Below are 14,747 nucleotides of genomic sequence, written 5' to 3' on the forward strand. Positions count from 1 at the left end.
GCGGGTCCCGTCCGTCGGAGTGCTCGACGCCGATCCACTGCGAGAAATTGCGGGCTGGCCTTCGGGGAAGTTAAGTGACGGCCAGCCAAACCGCCGGGAGACGTGAACAAGAGTCTGCGGCGCGCCGCGGCGTTCGCGCTCGTGGCGACGCTCTCTCTCTCCGCGCCAGCGCTCGGCCCAGCGGCGGCCGCGCCGTTCGCGGGCGTCGCGCTGGGGGCGCTCGCCATCACCGACGGCCCCCTCTTCGACGTTTTCTCGACGGCCCGCGATCGACGCGCCGGCCAGCTGCGGACGCTGCTGGGGTTCTCGCTGGCGTCGACCGGACTCGGCCTGCTCGCCGGGTTGTTCTCGCTCCCTGTCGGCGTGTTCGTGGCGAGCGTGCTCGTCGTCGGCTTCGGCGACCTCGGACGCCGACTCGTGCTGGAGCGCCGGACGAACCGCGCGCTCTCGATGGTCGGATTCGTGGTGCTCGCCGCGCTCGCCGCGCTCGCCGGCCAGGCGGTCGTCGCGGCCGTCACCGGCCAGCCACCCGCCTACCCGCGCTGGGTGTTTCTGGCGACTAGCGGCGCGCTGCTCGCAGGAGTGTTCCGGACCGTCTTCGTCGCCCGCGACGACCCGCTCGTGTTGCTCACGGTGGCGCTCCTGCTGTGGCTGTTCACCGTGCTCGGCCCGCTCGACGACGTCTCCACGGCGACCGCGTGGGAGCGCGTCGGCGTCGCGCTCGCCGTCACAGTGGCGTTCGGGTGGGCGTCGCGGGCGCTCGGCGCGACCTCGGTCGCGGGGATGCTGACGGGCGTGTTCCTCGGCCTGCTCGCGGTCGTGCTCGGGGGGTACGGCTGGTTCGCCGTGCTCATCGCCTTCTTCGCAGTGGGGAGTCTGACGACGAAGTTCCGGTACGACCGGAAACTCGAGCGCGGCGTCGCCGAGGAGAACGACGGCGCGCGCGGCACCGGGAACGTCCTCGGGAACTCCGCCGCGGCGCTGGTCGCGCTTCTCCTGTACGCCGCCCACGCGCACGTACCACTGTCGTCGACCGCCTACCAGTTCGCGTACGCGGGCAGCGTCGCCACCGCGCTCGCCGACACGCTCTCGAGTGAAGTCGGCGGCCTGTTCGACGACCCTCGACTCCTGACGTCCCTCGAGCGTGTGGAACCGGGGACCGACGGTGCGGTGACCTGGCAGGGCGAAGTCGCCGGCATCGCGGGCGCGCTCCTCATTGCGGGCATCTGCGTCGCGGTGTTCGGATTCGGCGCCGCCGGCGTCGCCGTGGTGGTGGGCGCGGGCATCGCCGGGATGACGGCGGACAGCCTCGCGGGCGCGACCATCGAGAACGACGTCGTCGGCAACCAGGGCGTGAACTTCCTCGCGACGCTCACCGGGGGCGTCGTCGGCGGCGCGCTGGCGCTCGCTGCCGGATTGGCGTAAACTGCCACCGTTACTGCCGGAGAAGTCAGTAGTCGTCTTCTGTGCGAACCCGCACGCTCGCCGGCTGTTTCACGAACTCGCCGGCGTCCGCGCCGACCAGCGTGCCGACGCCGCGCTGAGCGGCGACGTCGAGCAGGCGCTGCGTGACGGTGCCGTCCACGACCACCGTCGCGGGCACCGGGTCGGCGTCCCGGAGTTCCTCGAAGGCGTCAGCGGCGTCGGCCTGCGCGAGAACCCCGAGATCGGCGTCGAGCAACCGCACGCGCTCGGAGTCGAGGACGTCCTCGACGTGCTCGCCGACCGTCCGGGTCGCCGACTGGTCGGGTGAAGCGCCGCCGTCAGCGTCCGAATCGTTCGATTCCGTCGGTTCGGGCGGCGTGGACGGCTCGGCCGTCCCGGACGCCGCGGTCGCGTCGGCCCCTGTCGGCGGTGCCGGCGTGGCACTGCCGTCGGTCGCTGGCGTCGCATCGGTCGGTTCGTCGGCGGTGTCCTCGATCGCGCCTGCGGGCGTCTTCTCGCGAAGCGCCGTGTCCACTTCCTCGCGCGAGAGGTCCTCGACGGAGCGACCATCGGGGGCGCGCGCGACGAAGTCGAGGTCCCCCACCTGGTCGAGTTCGCGGCGGATGAGGTCGCCGCCGCGGTCGCCGTCGAGGAACGCGGTGGCGGTGCGCTCGCGGGTGAGCGACGCGACCGCGTCGGGGACGTTCGTCCCCTCGACGGCGACGGCGTTCTTGACGCCGTAGCCGAGCAGCGTCAGCACGTCCGCGCGACCCTCCACGACGACGACGGCGTCGCTCGTCTCCACGTTCGGGCCGGCGGGTAGGCCCTCGTACTCGGTGACGTCCTCGACGCGGACGCTCTCCCGGACCTCCTGGAGGATGTCCTCGGAGTCGATGGCGCCCTCGTCGAAGGCGTTGGCGAGCAGTTCCTTCGCGCGGTCGACGACGTCGCGGCGCTTGGCCGCGCGCACGTCCTCGATGCGCTGGACTTCGACGTTCGCGCGACACGGCCCGACGCGTTCGACCGCCTCCAGGGCCGCCGCGAGCGTCGCCGTCTCGACGCGGTCGAGACTCGACGCGATGGTGATGTGGCCGAAGGACTGGCCGCCCTCGCTGTCGACGGAGACGTCGATGCGGCCGAGTTTCGCGGAGTCCTGCAGGTCCCGGATGTCGAGGTCGTCCCCGAGCAGGCCCTCTGTCTGTCCGAACGCGGCCCCGACGACGTCGCTCCGTTCGACGACGCCGTCGGCGACCACGTCGGCGTGTATCAGGTACTTCGCGGTGTCCTCCATCGGCGTTCTACTATCAGTTTGTTACGTCCGGACCCGGGAAATAGCTGTCGTGACTGGGGTGCTCGAGAGCGGTTCTCTGGCAGCGCAGTGGAGCAGCGCCGCGACCGGCCACCGGCGTTACAAGCCAGGCGTCTGTACGGTCGGCCATGTCCGACCGGAACGACAGCAACGTGAGTGATTACCCCGAGAAACTGGACGACGGGTCACAGATTCTCGGCGTGAACGACGAGGGGTCGGTGGTCTACTGGGACCCCATCCGGGAGATGACCATCAGCGGTGACGTGCGGCCGGACGGCGACCTCTCGGAGCTCCGGGAGAAATACCAACTCGGCACCGACCAGTCGCTTGGCGACCTCATCGACCGCATCGAGGAGGAGGTCGGCTGGAGCAGCCTCTCCGAGTACGCCAACAGTGTGCTCCACGACGGTGACGAGGACACGTCGTAGCCAAATCGACAGCGGCGGCCTGTGGCCAGGTCGACCACGGCGGACCATGACCGGGCCGACAGCGACGGGTCGCGTCGGCTTGACAGCGACGTATCGTAAGAGCGACCGAGGTCGAGATTCGACTGCAGAAAAATTTTCTTCGAATTTCGATACCGGTGACTATCAGTAACCTTTAACCCATATGGAGGGCGATGTGCGCCCAATATGGCGTCTCGTTCGGCGGTCGCCTGGGGAATCGTCTTTGCGACGCTCGTCGCCTTCGCCATCCCGTGGTTCATGTGGCGGGAGGCGGCGACGGTCGCCGGGCTACCGGTGTGGCTCTGGTGGCACGTCGGCTGGCTCTGCCTGACGTCGGGCGCGTTCGCGGTGTTCGCGCGCCGCGACTGGGGGATATTCGTGGAGGCGGGGGCGGAACCCGCGGGCGCGACGGAGGGTGAACGATGAGCGCGGTGCTCGAGATAGCCATCGTCGCCGGCTACCTGCTCGTCGCGCTCGGCGTCGGCGCGCTCGCGTACCGCGTGACCGACCGCTCCGCCGAGGACTACTACCTCGCTGGGCGCGGCCTCGGCACGGGCGTGCTGTTGTTCACTACGTTCGCCACGCTGCTGTCGGCATTCACGTTCTTCGGCGGCCCGAACATCGCGTACAAACTCGGTCCCGAGTGGATTCTCGTGATGGGGCTGATGGACGGCGTCCTCTTCGGGTTGCTCTGGTACTTCGTCGGCTACAAGCAGTGGCTCGTCGGGCGCGCCCAGGGCTACGTCACGCTCGGCGAGATGCTCGGCGACCGCTTCGGGTCGCCCGCACTCCGCGGCCTCGTCGCCGCGGTCAGCATCTTCTGGCTGTTCCCGTACGTAATGTTACAGCAGGTCGGCGCCGGCACCGCACTGGAGGCGCTCACGAACGGCGCGATTCCGTACTGGGCGGGCGCGGGGTTCATCACGCTGTTCATGATCGCGTACGTCGTGCTGGCGGGGATGCGCGGCGTCGCGTGGACCGACACCCTCCAGGGCGTGTTCATGCTGACGATGACGTGGCTGGCGTTCGTCTGGGTCGCCGCCGGAATCGCGTCCTCCGGGAGCCTCGCTGGCGCGCTGCCCGCGGAATTCAAGGCACTCGGCGGCGGCGCGTACTCGCCGCAGTGGATGCTCTCGCAGGCAATCGGCATCGCGTTCGGCGTGACGATGTTCCCGCAGGTGAACCAGCGCTTCTTCGTCGGGAAATCCGAGACAGTCCTGAAGCGCTCGTTCGCGCTCTGGCCCGTGCTCGTCGTGCTCCTGTTCGTCCCCGCGTTCCTGCTCGGCGCGTGGGCGAAGGGACTCGGCCTCGCGCTCCCCGAGGGCGGCAACATCCTGCCCGTGCTGTTGAACGCCCAGACGCCGGGATGGTTCGCCGCGCTAGTCGTCGCGGGCGCGCTCGCCGCGATGATGAGTTCCTCGGACTCGATGCTGCTCTCCGGGTCGTCGTACCTCACTCGCGACCTCTACCGGCCGTTCGTGAACGCCGACGCGAGCGACCGCCGCGAGGACCTGCTCGGGCGCGCCGGCGTCGTCGTCTTCGCCACCGGCACGTTCGTCGTGAGCCTCTTCCAGCCGGGGACGCTCGTCAGCATCGGTGAGACCGCCTTCGGCGGATTCGCGCAACTCGCACTCCCGGTCGTCGTCGCGCTCTACTGGCGCAACACCACTCGCAGGGGGATGCTCGCGGGCGTCACCGGCAGCCAGGCGTTCTACCTCTGGACCGTGTTCGGCCCCACGGTCACGCTCGGCGGGTTCCCTCTGCTCGCGTCGACGTACTGGGGGTGGACGGCGTCCATCGCCGGAATGGTACTCGGCCTCGCGCTCACCGTCGGTGTCTCCGCAATCACCACGCCAGCGACTGAGGAGGACGCGACGGTCTACTTCGGCGGGCAGCGCGCCGACTGATCATCCTCGCGCACGTCGAGCGCGCTCGGCGTCACTCGTCGAGTCGCTTTGCCACCCACTCCTGGTGTTCCGCCAGCCGCGTCTCGCCGGCATCCGTCAGCGAGAGGCGGTCGTGGACGCCGTCCGGGTTTCGGTCGACGATGCCCGCGTCGACGAGTTTCCTGACCGCGCCGTCGAAGCGCTTCGGCCGGATGCGGTCGTCGTTCTTCCGCTCTACCGCGCGCTTGACGGACTGCTGGGTGGGGGCGTCCTCGCCCGCAACCACGACGCAGATATCCCGCCGCAGTCCAGAGGTCAGCCACTTGCTCATGGGTCGTCGTTGCGCACACGCACCAAAGTTGCTGACGTTCCACGGTGCCGACGTTCCGGAGTGCTACCGTTCCGCGGGCGCCGGCCTTTTTGTCCCGCTGGCACAACAGCCTGCATGACTAGCACAGCGATTGCGTTCGCCGTCGGCGCGTTACTGCTGTACGGTGGATGGGCCGTGGCCGCGAGCGTCGCGACGCGCTCGCTCTCGCCAGTGAACGCCGTGTTACTGTCCTACGTGGCGAGCCTGGTGGTCGTCGGCGGCTACGCCGTCAGCACCCGCCAACCGCTCGCGGGCGCGAGAATCGACGTCGCGTTCGCGCTGGCATCCGGCGTGATGCTCGCCGCGGGGGCGGTGTTCTTCTACACGGCGCTCGGGCAGGGCAACGTCGCCGTCGTCTCCGCCATCTCCGCGCTGTACTTCATCATCCCCGTGATCGCGGGCGTCCTCTACTTCGACGCCGTACTCAGCACCACGAACCTCGTCGGCATCGCACTCGCCGTCGTCGCCGTCGTCCTCATCTCCGCCTGAGGACGGGTGACGGACCGCGCCGACGGCCAGCACCCCAAATCTACTCGATTTCGAGACTGCCGCGCTCCGTCTCGTCGGCGCCCTCTCGCCACTCCAGTTCGAACTCCACGCTCACCTCGCCGTCGTCTGCCGACCCCTCGCGTTCGGCCTTCACCTCGAACGTCGACGTCGCGGCCGGTTCGAGCGTCACGGACTCGCCGCCGGCCGTCAGTGTGATTGGGGCACCCTCCTCGAGGTTCGACGCCACTCGACGGAGGTACGTCGCGATGCTCTCGCGGGACTGCTTGCTCTCGGACTCGAACAGCACTTCTTCGGGCATGTGCGCATAGAGGCAGCCAAGAGGGATAAACGCACCCGCTATCGGACCCGGTAGCGTGGGCGGCGTGGAGCGGCGTAGGAGCGCGGTCGGTGCGCGGTCGGTGCGCGGTCGGTGCGCGAGCGACTCGCTTGCCGGATTATATAAACGACGCGCTCCACCTGTCGGGTATGCAGACGCACGTCGTGCCGGTCGGCTTCGACTACGACCGGCTCATCGCGCCGCTCGTGCGCGACCAGTTGCGCGTCGACCGCGTCATCCTCCTGGAGGGCGCAGTCGGGAGTCAGGCGAACGTCGAGTACAGCCAGCGCATCTCCGAGAAGCTCGAACAGGACTTCCGTAACCTCCTCGGCGCGGAGACCGAGCGCGTGTCCGTCGAGGACGTGTACGCCTACGACGACGCGTTCGAGCAGGCGTTCACACTCATCGAAGACGTCCTCGATTCGGACCCGGACGGTGAGGTGTGGGTGAACATCGCGGCGATGCCCCGGACGGTGTCGTTCGCGTTCGCCACCGCCGCCCACTCGATCATGGTCGAACGCCAGGCCGACCGCGACCGCATCCACACGTACTACACGGCCCCGGAGAAGTACCTCGAGACTGAGCTCGCGGAGGAACTGCGGGCGAGCGCGGACCTGCTCGCGGACGTCGTAGACGGCGAGTTCGACGACGACGCCGTCCGAGAGCGTCTCGACGCCGCCCGCGACCTGCTCGCGGAATTCGACGAGCGGGGAACCACCATCGGCGCGAAGGAGATCGACGGCAGCCACGTCGTCGAACTCCCGGTCGCCTCGTTCTCGAACGTCAAGCCCTTCGAGGAACTCATCCTGTTCACGCTCGGCGAGCACGGCGAGTTCGACTCCGTCAGCGACCTCGCGGAAGCGCTCGCCGCCGACCTGAACGAGGAGTACACGGATTCGTTCCGCTCGAAGGTCATCTACACGGTGGACAAACTCGGCCCTGGTGGGAAGGGGTACGTCGAGCGCGAGGAACACGGGAAGTCGTATCGCACTCGATTGTCGCGCATCGGCGAACTGTGGGTGCGCGCGCACGGCGACGAGTGAGAGCGACTGGGCGTGGTTACCATCCGAATCCCGCGTGGTCGTCGGGCACAGCGAGTGGACTCCTCGGCGGGTCCTCGGGTAACTCGGTGTCGTTGTAGACGCCGGGGGCGACGTCGTTCGGGGTGTCGGGGTACAACAGCGACGCGAGTTCCTGTATCTGGCCGCGTCCCACGCTGAGTTCGAACTGGCCGCCGCCGTACAGCGAGACGTCGCGCTCGTTCGCCCATTCGATGGTCTCGAAGAGGGATTCGAGCGTTCCGAACCGCGATGGCTTGACGTTCAGCCAGCGCGGCTGGAACGGGAGGTCGCGCACGTCCTCCAGGCCGTGGATCGGCGCGTCCCACGAGATGCGGTCGGCGTGTTCGCTCACGAGGTCGGCGGTGGCGTCCTCGTCGTCGGTCGCATCTGCTGCCCCCACGAGCGCGGGGTCTTCGACGACGGCCTCGGGGAACGTCTCGAAGACGTGCTCGTAGAGGTCGCGGTTCGCGGACTGGTCGACCTCCGTGCCGTGGTACTGGCCCTTCAGGTCGACGACGCGAACCGCATCCGTCGCGGCCAGCGTTTCGAACGTCTCGTCGGTCCAGGCGTCGGTGGCGTCGAGTTTGAGTTCGGCCTCGGGGTAGCGTTCGAGGAGGTCCTCGACGCGCCCGGTGTCCCCCTCGGGCACGCTCTCGCTGACGGCGAAGCGCACGGGGTCGTACTGGCGGTCGAGTCGGTCGCCGAGCGTCTCGCCGGCCTGCCGGAGCGCCAGGTCGAGCGCGGCGGCCTCGAACCCCCAGCGGCGGTAATCCACGAAGTCGCGGCGCTCCGGGAGGCCGGCGGGCCAGAGGTCCGCGTCGTCCAGCGCGCCCGAGAACGAGTCGAGCGTGTACTCGCCGGTGAGGTCGAGCGCGCGGTCCGCGCCCTCGCTGTCCGCGTGTTCCGTGAGGGCAGTGAGATCGTCGTGGAGGTCGGCCTCGTAGGTGACGTCCTCGCCGCGGCCCGTCTCGCCCGCGCCGCGGAGCGTCACGACAGTCGTGACCCTCGTGAATCCGGGCGTCTCGCGCTCGACTTGCTCGAGTTCGACGGCTTCCACCACGAGCGACAGGTCGGCGACGGCGTCGTACATGCCGGGACAGTCGAGCGCTAGCGGGAAAAGCGCTCAGTCCGCAGCGCGAGTCTCGAGCGTTTTGACGCGCGTGGCGAGCGCGAGGAACGTCGCGAGAATCGTGAGCGCGACCGCCGCGGCCGCCGCGAGGTCGTGGGCAGCCAGCGAGTGGTCGACGGCGGCGCCGACGACTTCCGCGCGCAGGATGGTGTGGTGCGGGCCGCCGAGCACGGTGAGGAAGTAATCCACGAGGTCGTTACCGGCGTACCACGCGACGGCGAGTGCGACTGCGGGAACGGAGAACGTCGCGTAGCGGTGGATGACGAACGCCTCGAGCACCATCGCGAGGTGGCTCAGAATCAGGAACCAGTACATCCCCCACCAGAGGGCGCCCTGGCCGTTCACGACGAGCTGGACGAACGGCGTCCAGAACCCGAGCTTGAGGGTCCCGAAGAACGCCAGCGCGTGCAGCCAGTCTGCGTCCCAGTCGAGTTTGTACGCGGCAAGCGACAGCCCGATGAACAGCGTCGCCACGGGGCTGTCGGGGACGAGCGGCCACGCCACCAGTTGGGTCGCCCGAAGCTGGAAGCGGTAGTACCAGAAGCCGAACGCGGTGCCCGCGAGATTGATAGCGACGATGAGCCACGCGTACCGGAGCGCCAGGTTCTCCAGTTTCTCCGGGAGCGGCGCGACGTACCACGGGAGCGCGGCGCGCTCGGGGAGCGTTTCGTCCCCCGACAACGACACCCGCGACGACAGCGACATACCCCGACCGTCCGCCCGCGACGCCATAGCCTTGTGGGGTTCCCCAGAGTTCACCCGCCGGCCAGCCGGCTCGAATCACGCTAACCAACCAACCGATGTCGACAGCAAACTGATCAGCCGACAGCCTGGCGGATTGAAAGGGCGAGGCGCGCAGGACGAAGGCAGGCGACGCAAGCACTGCACCGGAGTGAGCGGAACGAACGAGGGAAGCGCACAGCGAGACTCCCGAGTCGTGCGCGCCGAGGGCTTTCAGGCATCGTTATCGGTTCGAGCAGTACCGAATGCACAAACGACCGCACTCCGTTCCGCAACCAACCCAATTAAGCGGTGCCCCGCGCAACGTCAGGGTATGACCGAGACCGACCTGGAGGACTTGCGACGCGGCAGCGACCTGGTGAAACGCGGCTTCGCGAAGATGCAGAAGGGCGGCGTCATCATGGACGTCGTGGACGCCGAGCAGGCCCGAATCGCGGAGGAAGCGGGCGCCGTCGCGGTGATGGCCCTGGAGGCCGTCCCGGCGGACATCCGGAAGCGCGGCGGCGTGGCGCGGATGGCGGACCCGGCGGACGTCGAGGAGATCATCGACGCCGTCTCCATCCCGGTGATGGGGAAGTCCCGCATCGGCCACCGGAAGGAAGCCCAGATTCTGCAGGCGGTGGGCGTGGACATGATCGACGAGTCCGAAGTCCTCACGCCGGCGGACGACAAGTACCACATCGACAAGCGCGAGTTCACGGCGCCGTTCGTCTGTGGCGCGCGGAACCTCGGCGAGGCGCTCCGGCGCATCGACGAGGGCGCGGCGATGATCCGCACGAAGGGCGAGGCGGGCACGGGCGACGTGAATCAGGCGGTCCACCACCAGCGCGCCATCAAGGGCGCCATCCGCGAACTCGAGGGGATGAACCACGAGGAACGCGAGATGTGGGCTCGCGAGAACGAGGCGCCCGCTGACCTCGTCCACGAGACCGCCGACATGGGTCGACTGCCGGTCGTGAACTTCGCGGCGGGCGGCATCGCGACGCCCGCGGACGCGGCGCTGATGATGCACCACGAGTGCGACGGCATCTTCGTCGGGTCGGGCATCTTCGGCGCGGAGGACCCCGAGTCGATGGGTCGCGCGGTCGTCGACGCCGTGAACAACTGGGACGACCCGGAGCGCCTCGCGGACATCTCCGCGAACATCGGGTCGGGCATGAAAGGCGAGGCGAACGCCGACCTGCCCGAGGAAGAGCAGATGCAGGGTCGCGGGAACTAAGTCCGCTGGACGTCGCTACCGTCGGTTTTCTCAGAAGCCACCCCAGCGCAGATACACCATCACGGCGACGATGGCGAGCTGGAGGACGCCCTGGACGCCCGAGAGTTTCGCGTTCCGCATCCCGATGTCGCCGATGAGCTGGGTGTCCGGGTTCGCGGACGTCATCTCGCGGTAGATGCGAACCTCGCCGGGCATCAGCACGCCGAACCCGACGACGCTGAGCGCGGCGACGATGACGAGTGCGGCGGCGATGGCGTGGTTGGTCATCGCGAATCCGGGGAGCGCGACGACGAGATAGGCGACACTGCCGACGGTGGCGGCGCCGAACCACGCCTGCCAGCGCCAGTCCCGGAACGCGTCGAGTTGCCAGCCGATGAGGGCGAGCGCCGGGAGGAGCGTGACGGTGGTGAAGACGGCGAGCCACGCGTCCGCGTGCGGGAAGAGGTCCATCCGGAGCGCGAGCGTGATGCCGCCGACGATGGTGACGAGCGCGAGCGTCGGCAGGAGGAACGTCATCTTCGGCGTGAACCGCTGGAAGACGCTCGCGCGTTCCTCTACGTCGAGGCCGCCGAGCACCGGACCGAGCACGATGGCCATGAAGAGGTCGATGCCGGTCCAGAGCACGCCCGCCATGACGTGCACGTAGGTGTGTTGTTCGACCGTACCGAACGCGACGGCGTAGACCAGTGCCGCCAGCGGGAGCGCGACCGCACCCGCCGCGAACGCCGAGTTCGCCCGGGTTCCCATCCCGCTGATGGTTCCGTGAACTGTCGTTCTGGTTGACATGGTTGGCAGTTCTCGGCTCGGTTCATAGTTGTTTCCACGGTGGCGGAGTGGAGTTCGAGTCCTCCCCGAACCGCTCGGACTTCGACGGAGCCGAGCTATCACGGTTCGACGGAACGAGCTGTCGTGGCGACGCTGTCGCTGTCAGGTCGTCGCCGAGCACGCCACGGCATCGATTGGCGCCGAGCAAACAGGCGGTGGCTGGTGGTCAGTTCTCCTCGCGAACGACGACAGTGCCGGCGACGCGGTCGCCGATGCGCTGGCGCTTGTCGCTGGCGGCCATCGCGATGAAACCGACGACGTAGTAGAACAGGCCGTCGATGATGCGGAGAAGGTTGCGGACGAACGCGGCGCCGTAGTCCAGGGTCTCTCCGGTCTCCTTGACGACCTTGATTCCGAACACCCGCTTGCCCACAGTGTAGCCGTCCCACGCGCCCTCGAGCAGGAAGGCGTAGAACAGCGCGGCAGCAATTCCGACGAGAATACCAAGCAGAGTGGCACCACCGGCAATCCCATCACTGCCAGCGAACGCACCGATGAATCCGCCAACAAGTCCGCCGATGAACGAACCGATGAAGAACAGCACGACCATAATTATCGAGTCGACGAGTTGTGCGCCGATCCGCGAGCCGATGATGTCGGTATCGTCGCGGTCCGGCTGCTTCGAGTATCCTGACATGAGTGAATCGACAATTTCAGAACTGTTGTATAAATGTTCCTGTGGCGTTACCAGACTGTAGAACGCCATCCGATTCCGCTCAGGGAGTGCCTCGAAGAATCGACGCCCCACCCCCGATTCCGGTTCGGTACGCGGTGGCGTCGACGCCAGCGTCGTCGAACGCCTCCACGAGCGCACCGGCGACGCGGCGCTGAGCAGTCGGGAGACAGACCGCGAGCACCGCCGGGCCCGCACCGCTGACCGTGACGCCCGTCGCGCCTGCGTCGAGCGCGGCGTCCCGGACGGCGTCGTAGCCGTCGACGAGTCGCGCTCGCGCGGGCGTGACGACGCGTTCCTCCAGGCCGCGTCCGACGAGCGCAGGGTCGTTCCGGCACATGCCGAGCGTGAGCGTGGCCGCGGACCCGACGGTGTCGACGACGTCGTCCATCGACGCGCTCTCGGGAACGACCTCACGGGCGTCGCTGGTGGAGACGACAAAATCCGGGAGACACGCGACCAGGGAGAGCGACGCGTTCACGTGCTCGATACCGTCGTCGCGGACGATCGTGAATCCGCCGAGGATCGCGGGTCCGACGTTGTCAGCGTGGGCGTCACCGGAAACGGCGGCCTCACCCTCGGCGGCGACGCGCACGAGTTCCTCGTCGCCGAGATTCCGGTCGTAGAGCGCGTCGAGCGCGACGGCGGCGCCGGCGGCGCTCGCGGCCGAGGAGCCGAGTCCCGACGAGGGGCGGACGCCCTTGTCGATGCGGATGTGTGCGGGCGCGTCGAGCGCGTCGGCGACGACGCCGGCGGTGTTCTGCGCGGGGTCTTCGGGGATGTACTGCGACCCGAGTCCGGTCACCTCGATGGTTGTCTCCGCGGCGCGCTCGACGCGAACCACGTCCGCGGGCCGGTCGAGCGCCACCCCGAACGTGTCGAATCCGCTGCCGAGGTTGGCGCTCGTCGCCGGCGCGCGAACTGCTATCATGCCTCCTCGTTCCGGTGGCCGCGGCAAAAGCATAGCGGAGGACTCACCCAGTGAGGACTACGGCCCGACTCGAGCGAGAACTACGCTCCCATCCACGTTTGAACCGAACCCTCACTCGACAGTGAACTCGAAGCGCGCGCCGCCGTCCTCGCTCTCCGCGAGTGCGACGGTCCAGTCGTGGGCGCCCGCGATCTGTTCGACGATGGCGAGCCCGAACCCGGTTCCCTCGTCGTTCGTGGTGTAGCCGCGATCGAAGACCTGTTCGCGCTCGTCCATCGGGATACCGGGGCCGTCGTCAGCGACGAAGAAGCCGTCCTCGGTCGCGCCGACGCGTACGGCGACGGCCGAGTGACTTCCGTCGGCGGCGACGTCGTCCGACGCAGTCAATCCGTCCGGCGAACCGTGTTCCACGGCGTCCTGGCGAGCCTGCAAGGCAGGGCTCGCCGAACCGTGTTCGACGGCGTTCCGGAAGAGGTTCTCGAGAAGTCGCAGGAGCGCCGTCTCGTCGGCCGCGAGTTCGCGGTCGCCGCCCACTTCGAGTGTTCCGTTCGCGTCCGTCGCGTCGACCAACTGCCAGGCGGTGCGCGCAGTCGCGGCGAGTGAGACGGTCGCGTGGTCGCGTTCGGCGCGTTCCTCGCGAGCGAGCGTGAGGAGGTCGTCGATGATACGCTCCATGCGGTCGAGCGCGTCGGCGGTCTCCTCGAAGTGGTCGTCGTCCCCCCTTTCTCGGCCGAGTTCGAGATTCCCTTTGGCGACGTTCAGGGGGTTCCGGAGGTCGTGACTGACGACGTTCGCGAACTCCTCGAGACGCTGCTCTCGGGCGTGGCGTTCGGTCACGTCGCGAACCGTCACAGTGCGACCGAGACGCGACGTGCCGCGTTCGACGGAGGCGACCGACACCTCGAAGACGTGGCGCTCGCCGTCACGGAATGCGTCGCATTCGTGCTGACCGGACCGCCGCCAGCAGTCCCCGCCGAGAGCTGGCGTCAACGCCTCGCCAGCGTGCGCACCGACCGCGGCGGCCGCGAGCTCGCGTCCCGCGGGGTTGGCGGTGACGACGCGGTCGGCGTCGTCGAGGACGAAGACGGCGCTGTCGAACTCCTGGACGACGGTCTCCCAGGCGACCGGCGCGAGCCGGAACAGTTCGTTGCGCGCGACGCTCCACGCGACCGCGCCGGCAGTGACGATGAACGCGAGCGCCGGGAGGTTCACCGCGGGAAACGGGTTGGCTCCGGAGATGTAGACGAGACCGGCGACGGCTGGTACGAACGCACCGACGAGCAACCCCGTGGTCTGCCGCCTGTATATCGATGCGCCCGCGGCGAGTCGTCGCGCGAGTAACCACATCGAGACAGCCACAAGCGCGTAGATGTACACCATGAACGCGTAGAACACAGGTCCGTGGCCGGTATGGAGCGCCACGAACCCGCCCTTGGATATGGTCTCCGTGCTCGTCCAGACGAGGGTGGTGGCTGGGTACGTGACCACGAGGGCGTACGTCACGACGGGCGGGACGGCGAGCGCCAGACGCCAGCGGCGGTCCAGGAGGTCGTCGTACCCGAGGTACGAGAGGACGAACGTGAACCAGAGCAGTGGCGCGGTGACGTTCCCAGCGTACTCGATCTTCGCGAACAGGAGTTGGGCGTCCGTCGTCGTGACCGAGAGTTCGGCGGCGTACCCGAGCATCCAGACTGCCGTCGCCAGCAGCAGCGGAATGGCGTACTGGACGTCCCGCGACTGCTCGTTCCATTGGCGCGCGAGGTGAACGGCGAACACCGCAAACGCGAATCCGCACACCACCAGCGGGAGCGTGTACGGAGTCGCCTGCAGAGCCATACCCGCGCATCGAACGCCCCTCCCAAATATATGGTGGCACCGGGCGATACTACCGCCGCTTCGAACGCTG

At 68.3% G+C, this 14,747-nt stretch carries 16 protein-coding genes; 7 read left to right on the forward strand and 9 right to left on the reverse strand.

Annotation, left to right across the window (positions count from 1 at the left end; translation table 11 throughout):
- Positions 1-102 precede the first annotated feature (102 nt).
- Entirely contained in the window at positions 103-1,425 is a 1,323-nt protein-coding gene (locus LT970_RS09725; protein WP_232686271.1) for a DUF92 domain-containing protein, read from the forward strand.
- A gap of 25 nt (positions 1,426-1,450) precedes the next feature.
- Here LT970_RS09725 and dnaG read toward each other — a convergent pair whose 3' ends face one another.
- The gene (gene dnaG, locus LT970_RS09730) at positions 1,451-2,716 is read right to left on the reverse strand and encodes a DNA primase DnaG (protein WP_232686272.1); all 1,266 of its coding nucleotides are present in this window, start codon (positions 2,714-2,716) and stop codon (positions 1,451-1,453) included.
- A gap of 146 nt (positions 2,717-2,862) precedes the next feature.
- On the opposite strand from dnaG, the gene LT970_RS09735 reads away from it, so the two are divergent.
- The 3 genes from LT970_RS09735 (at position 2,863) to LT970_RS09745 (ending at position 5,087) form a co-directional block, all read left to right on the forward strand.
- A complete protein-coding gene (locus tag LT970_RS09735) occupies positions 2,863-3,162 on the forward strand; it encodes a hypothetical protein (protein WP_232686273.1) in 300 nt (99 codons plus the stop codon).
- 204 nt (positions 3,163-3,366) lie between these two features.
- Positions 3,367-3,606 carry a DUF3311 domain-containing protein gene (locus LT970_RS09740; protein ID WP_232686274.1) on the forward strand — a complete coding sequence of 80 codons (240 nt, stop codon included), beginning with the start codon at positions 3,367-3,369 and terminating at the stop codon, positions 3,604-3,606.
- Positions 3,603-5,087, forward strand: a complete 1,485-nt coding sequence (locus tag LT970_RS09745) for a sodium:solute symporter family protein (RefSeq protein WP_232686275.1) — start codon at positions 3,603-3,605, stop codon at positions 5,085-5,087. The genes LT970_RS09740 and LT970_RS09745 overlap by 4 nt, the downstream gene beginning before the upstream one ends.
- A gap of 31 nt (positions 5,088-5,118) precedes the next feature.
- Here the strand turns inward: LT970_RS09745 and LT970_RS09750 are convergent, their stop codons facing one another.
- Complete coding sequence (locus LT970_RS09750) at positions 5,119-5,397, reverse strand: PadR family transcriptional regulator (protein WP_232686276.1); 279 nt, start codon at positions 5,395-5,397, stop codon at positions 5,119-5,121.
- A 114-nt stretch (positions 5,398-5,511) separates the two neighbouring features.
- Between LT970_RS09750 and LT970_RS09755 the strand changes: the two genes are divergently transcribed.
- Positions 5,512-5,925 (forward strand): EamA family transporter, encoded by a 414-nt coding sequence (locus tag LT970_RS09755; RefSeq protein ID WP_232686277.1) that lies wholly within the window; start codon positions 5,512-5,514, stop codon positions 5,923-5,925.
- 40 nt (positions 5,926-5,965) lie between these two features.
- On the opposite strand, the gene LT970_RS09760 is transcribed toward LT970_RS09755, so the two are convergent.
- Positions 5,966-6,244, reverse strand: a complete 279-nt coding sequence (locus LT970_RS09760) for an amphi-Trp domain-containing protein (protein WP_232686278.1) — start codon at positions 6,242-6,244, stop codon at positions 5,966-5,968.
- Between the two features lie 167 nt (positions 6,245-6,411).
- Here LT970_RS09760 and LT970_RS09765 point away from each other — a divergent pair, with 167 nt between their 5' ends.
- Positions 6,412-7,305 (forward strand): HFX_2341 family transcriptional regulator, encoded by an 894-nt coding sequence (locus LT970_RS09765; protein WP_232686279.1) that lies wholly within the window; start codon positions 6,412-6,414, stop codon positions 7,303-7,305.
- Between the two features lie 16 nt (positions 7,306-7,321).
- On the opposite strand, the gene LT970_RS09770 is transcribed toward LT970_RS09765, so the two are convergent.
- Together LT970_RS09770 and LT970_RS09775 are read right to left on the reverse strand one after the other, a co-directional pair.
- Positions 7,322-8,413: an enolase-like domain-containing protein gene (locus LT970_RS09770; RefSeq protein WP_232686280.1), complete on the reverse strand. Its 1,092-nt coding sequence runs from the start codon at positions 8,411-8,413 to the stop codon at positions 7,322-7,324.
- Positions 8,414-8,446: 33 nt separating this feature from the next.
- On the reverse strand, positions 8,447-9,157 hold the full coding sequence (locus tag LT970_RS09775) for a DUF1405 domain-containing protein (protein ID WP_232686281.1): 711 nt from the start codon (positions 9,155-9,157) through the stop codon (positions 8,447-8,449).
- Between the two features lie 349 nt (positions 9,158-9,506).
- On the opposite strand from LT970_RS09775, the gene pdxS reads away from it, so the two are divergent.
- Entirely contained in the window at positions 9,507-10,412 is a 906-nt protein-coding gene (gene pdxS, locus LT970_RS09780) for a pyridoxal 5'-phosphate synthase lyase subunit PdxS (RefSeq protein WP_232686282.1), read from the forward strand.
- 30 nt (positions 10,413-10,442) lie between these two features.
- Here the strand turns inward: pdxS and LT970_RS09785 are convergent, their stop codons facing one another.
- The 4 genes from LT970_RS09785 to LT970_RS09800 all read right to left on the reverse strand — a co-directional run bounded on the left by LT970_RS09785 (position 10,443) and on the right by LT970_RS09800 (position 14,677).
- Complete coding sequence (locus LT970_RS09785) at positions 10,443-11,159, reverse strand: hypothetical protein (RefSeq protein WP_349292259.1); 717 nt, start codon at positions 11,157-11,159, stop codon at positions 10,443-10,445.
- A 244-nt stretch (positions 11,160-11,403) separates the two neighbouring features.
- On the reverse strand, positions 11,404-11,874 hold the full coding sequence (locus LT970_RS09790) for an RDD family protein (RefSeq protein WP_232686284.1): 471 nt from the start codon (positions 11,872-11,874) through the stop codon (positions 11,404-11,406).
- A 79-nt stretch (positions 11,875-11,953) separates the two neighbouring features.
- Entirely contained in the window at positions 11,954-12,841 is an 888-nt protein-coding gene (locus LT970_RS09795) for a homoserine kinase (RefSeq protein WP_232686285.1), read from the reverse strand.
- Between the two features lie 111 nt (positions 12,842-12,952).
- Positions 12,953-14,677 carry a histidine kinase N-terminal 7TM domain-containing protein gene (locus LT970_RS09800; RefSeq protein ID WP_232686286.1) on the reverse strand — a complete coding sequence of 575 codons (1,725 nt, stop codon included), beginning with the start codon at positions 14,675-14,677 and terminating at the stop codon, positions 12,953-12,955.
- Between the last annotated feature and the right edge of the window lie 70 nt (positions 14,678-14,747).

This window comes from Halobacterium zhouii (assembly GCF_021249405.1).
GTDB lineage: Archaea > Halobacteriota > Halobacteria > Halobacteriales > Halobacteriaceae > Halobacterium > Halobacterium zhouii.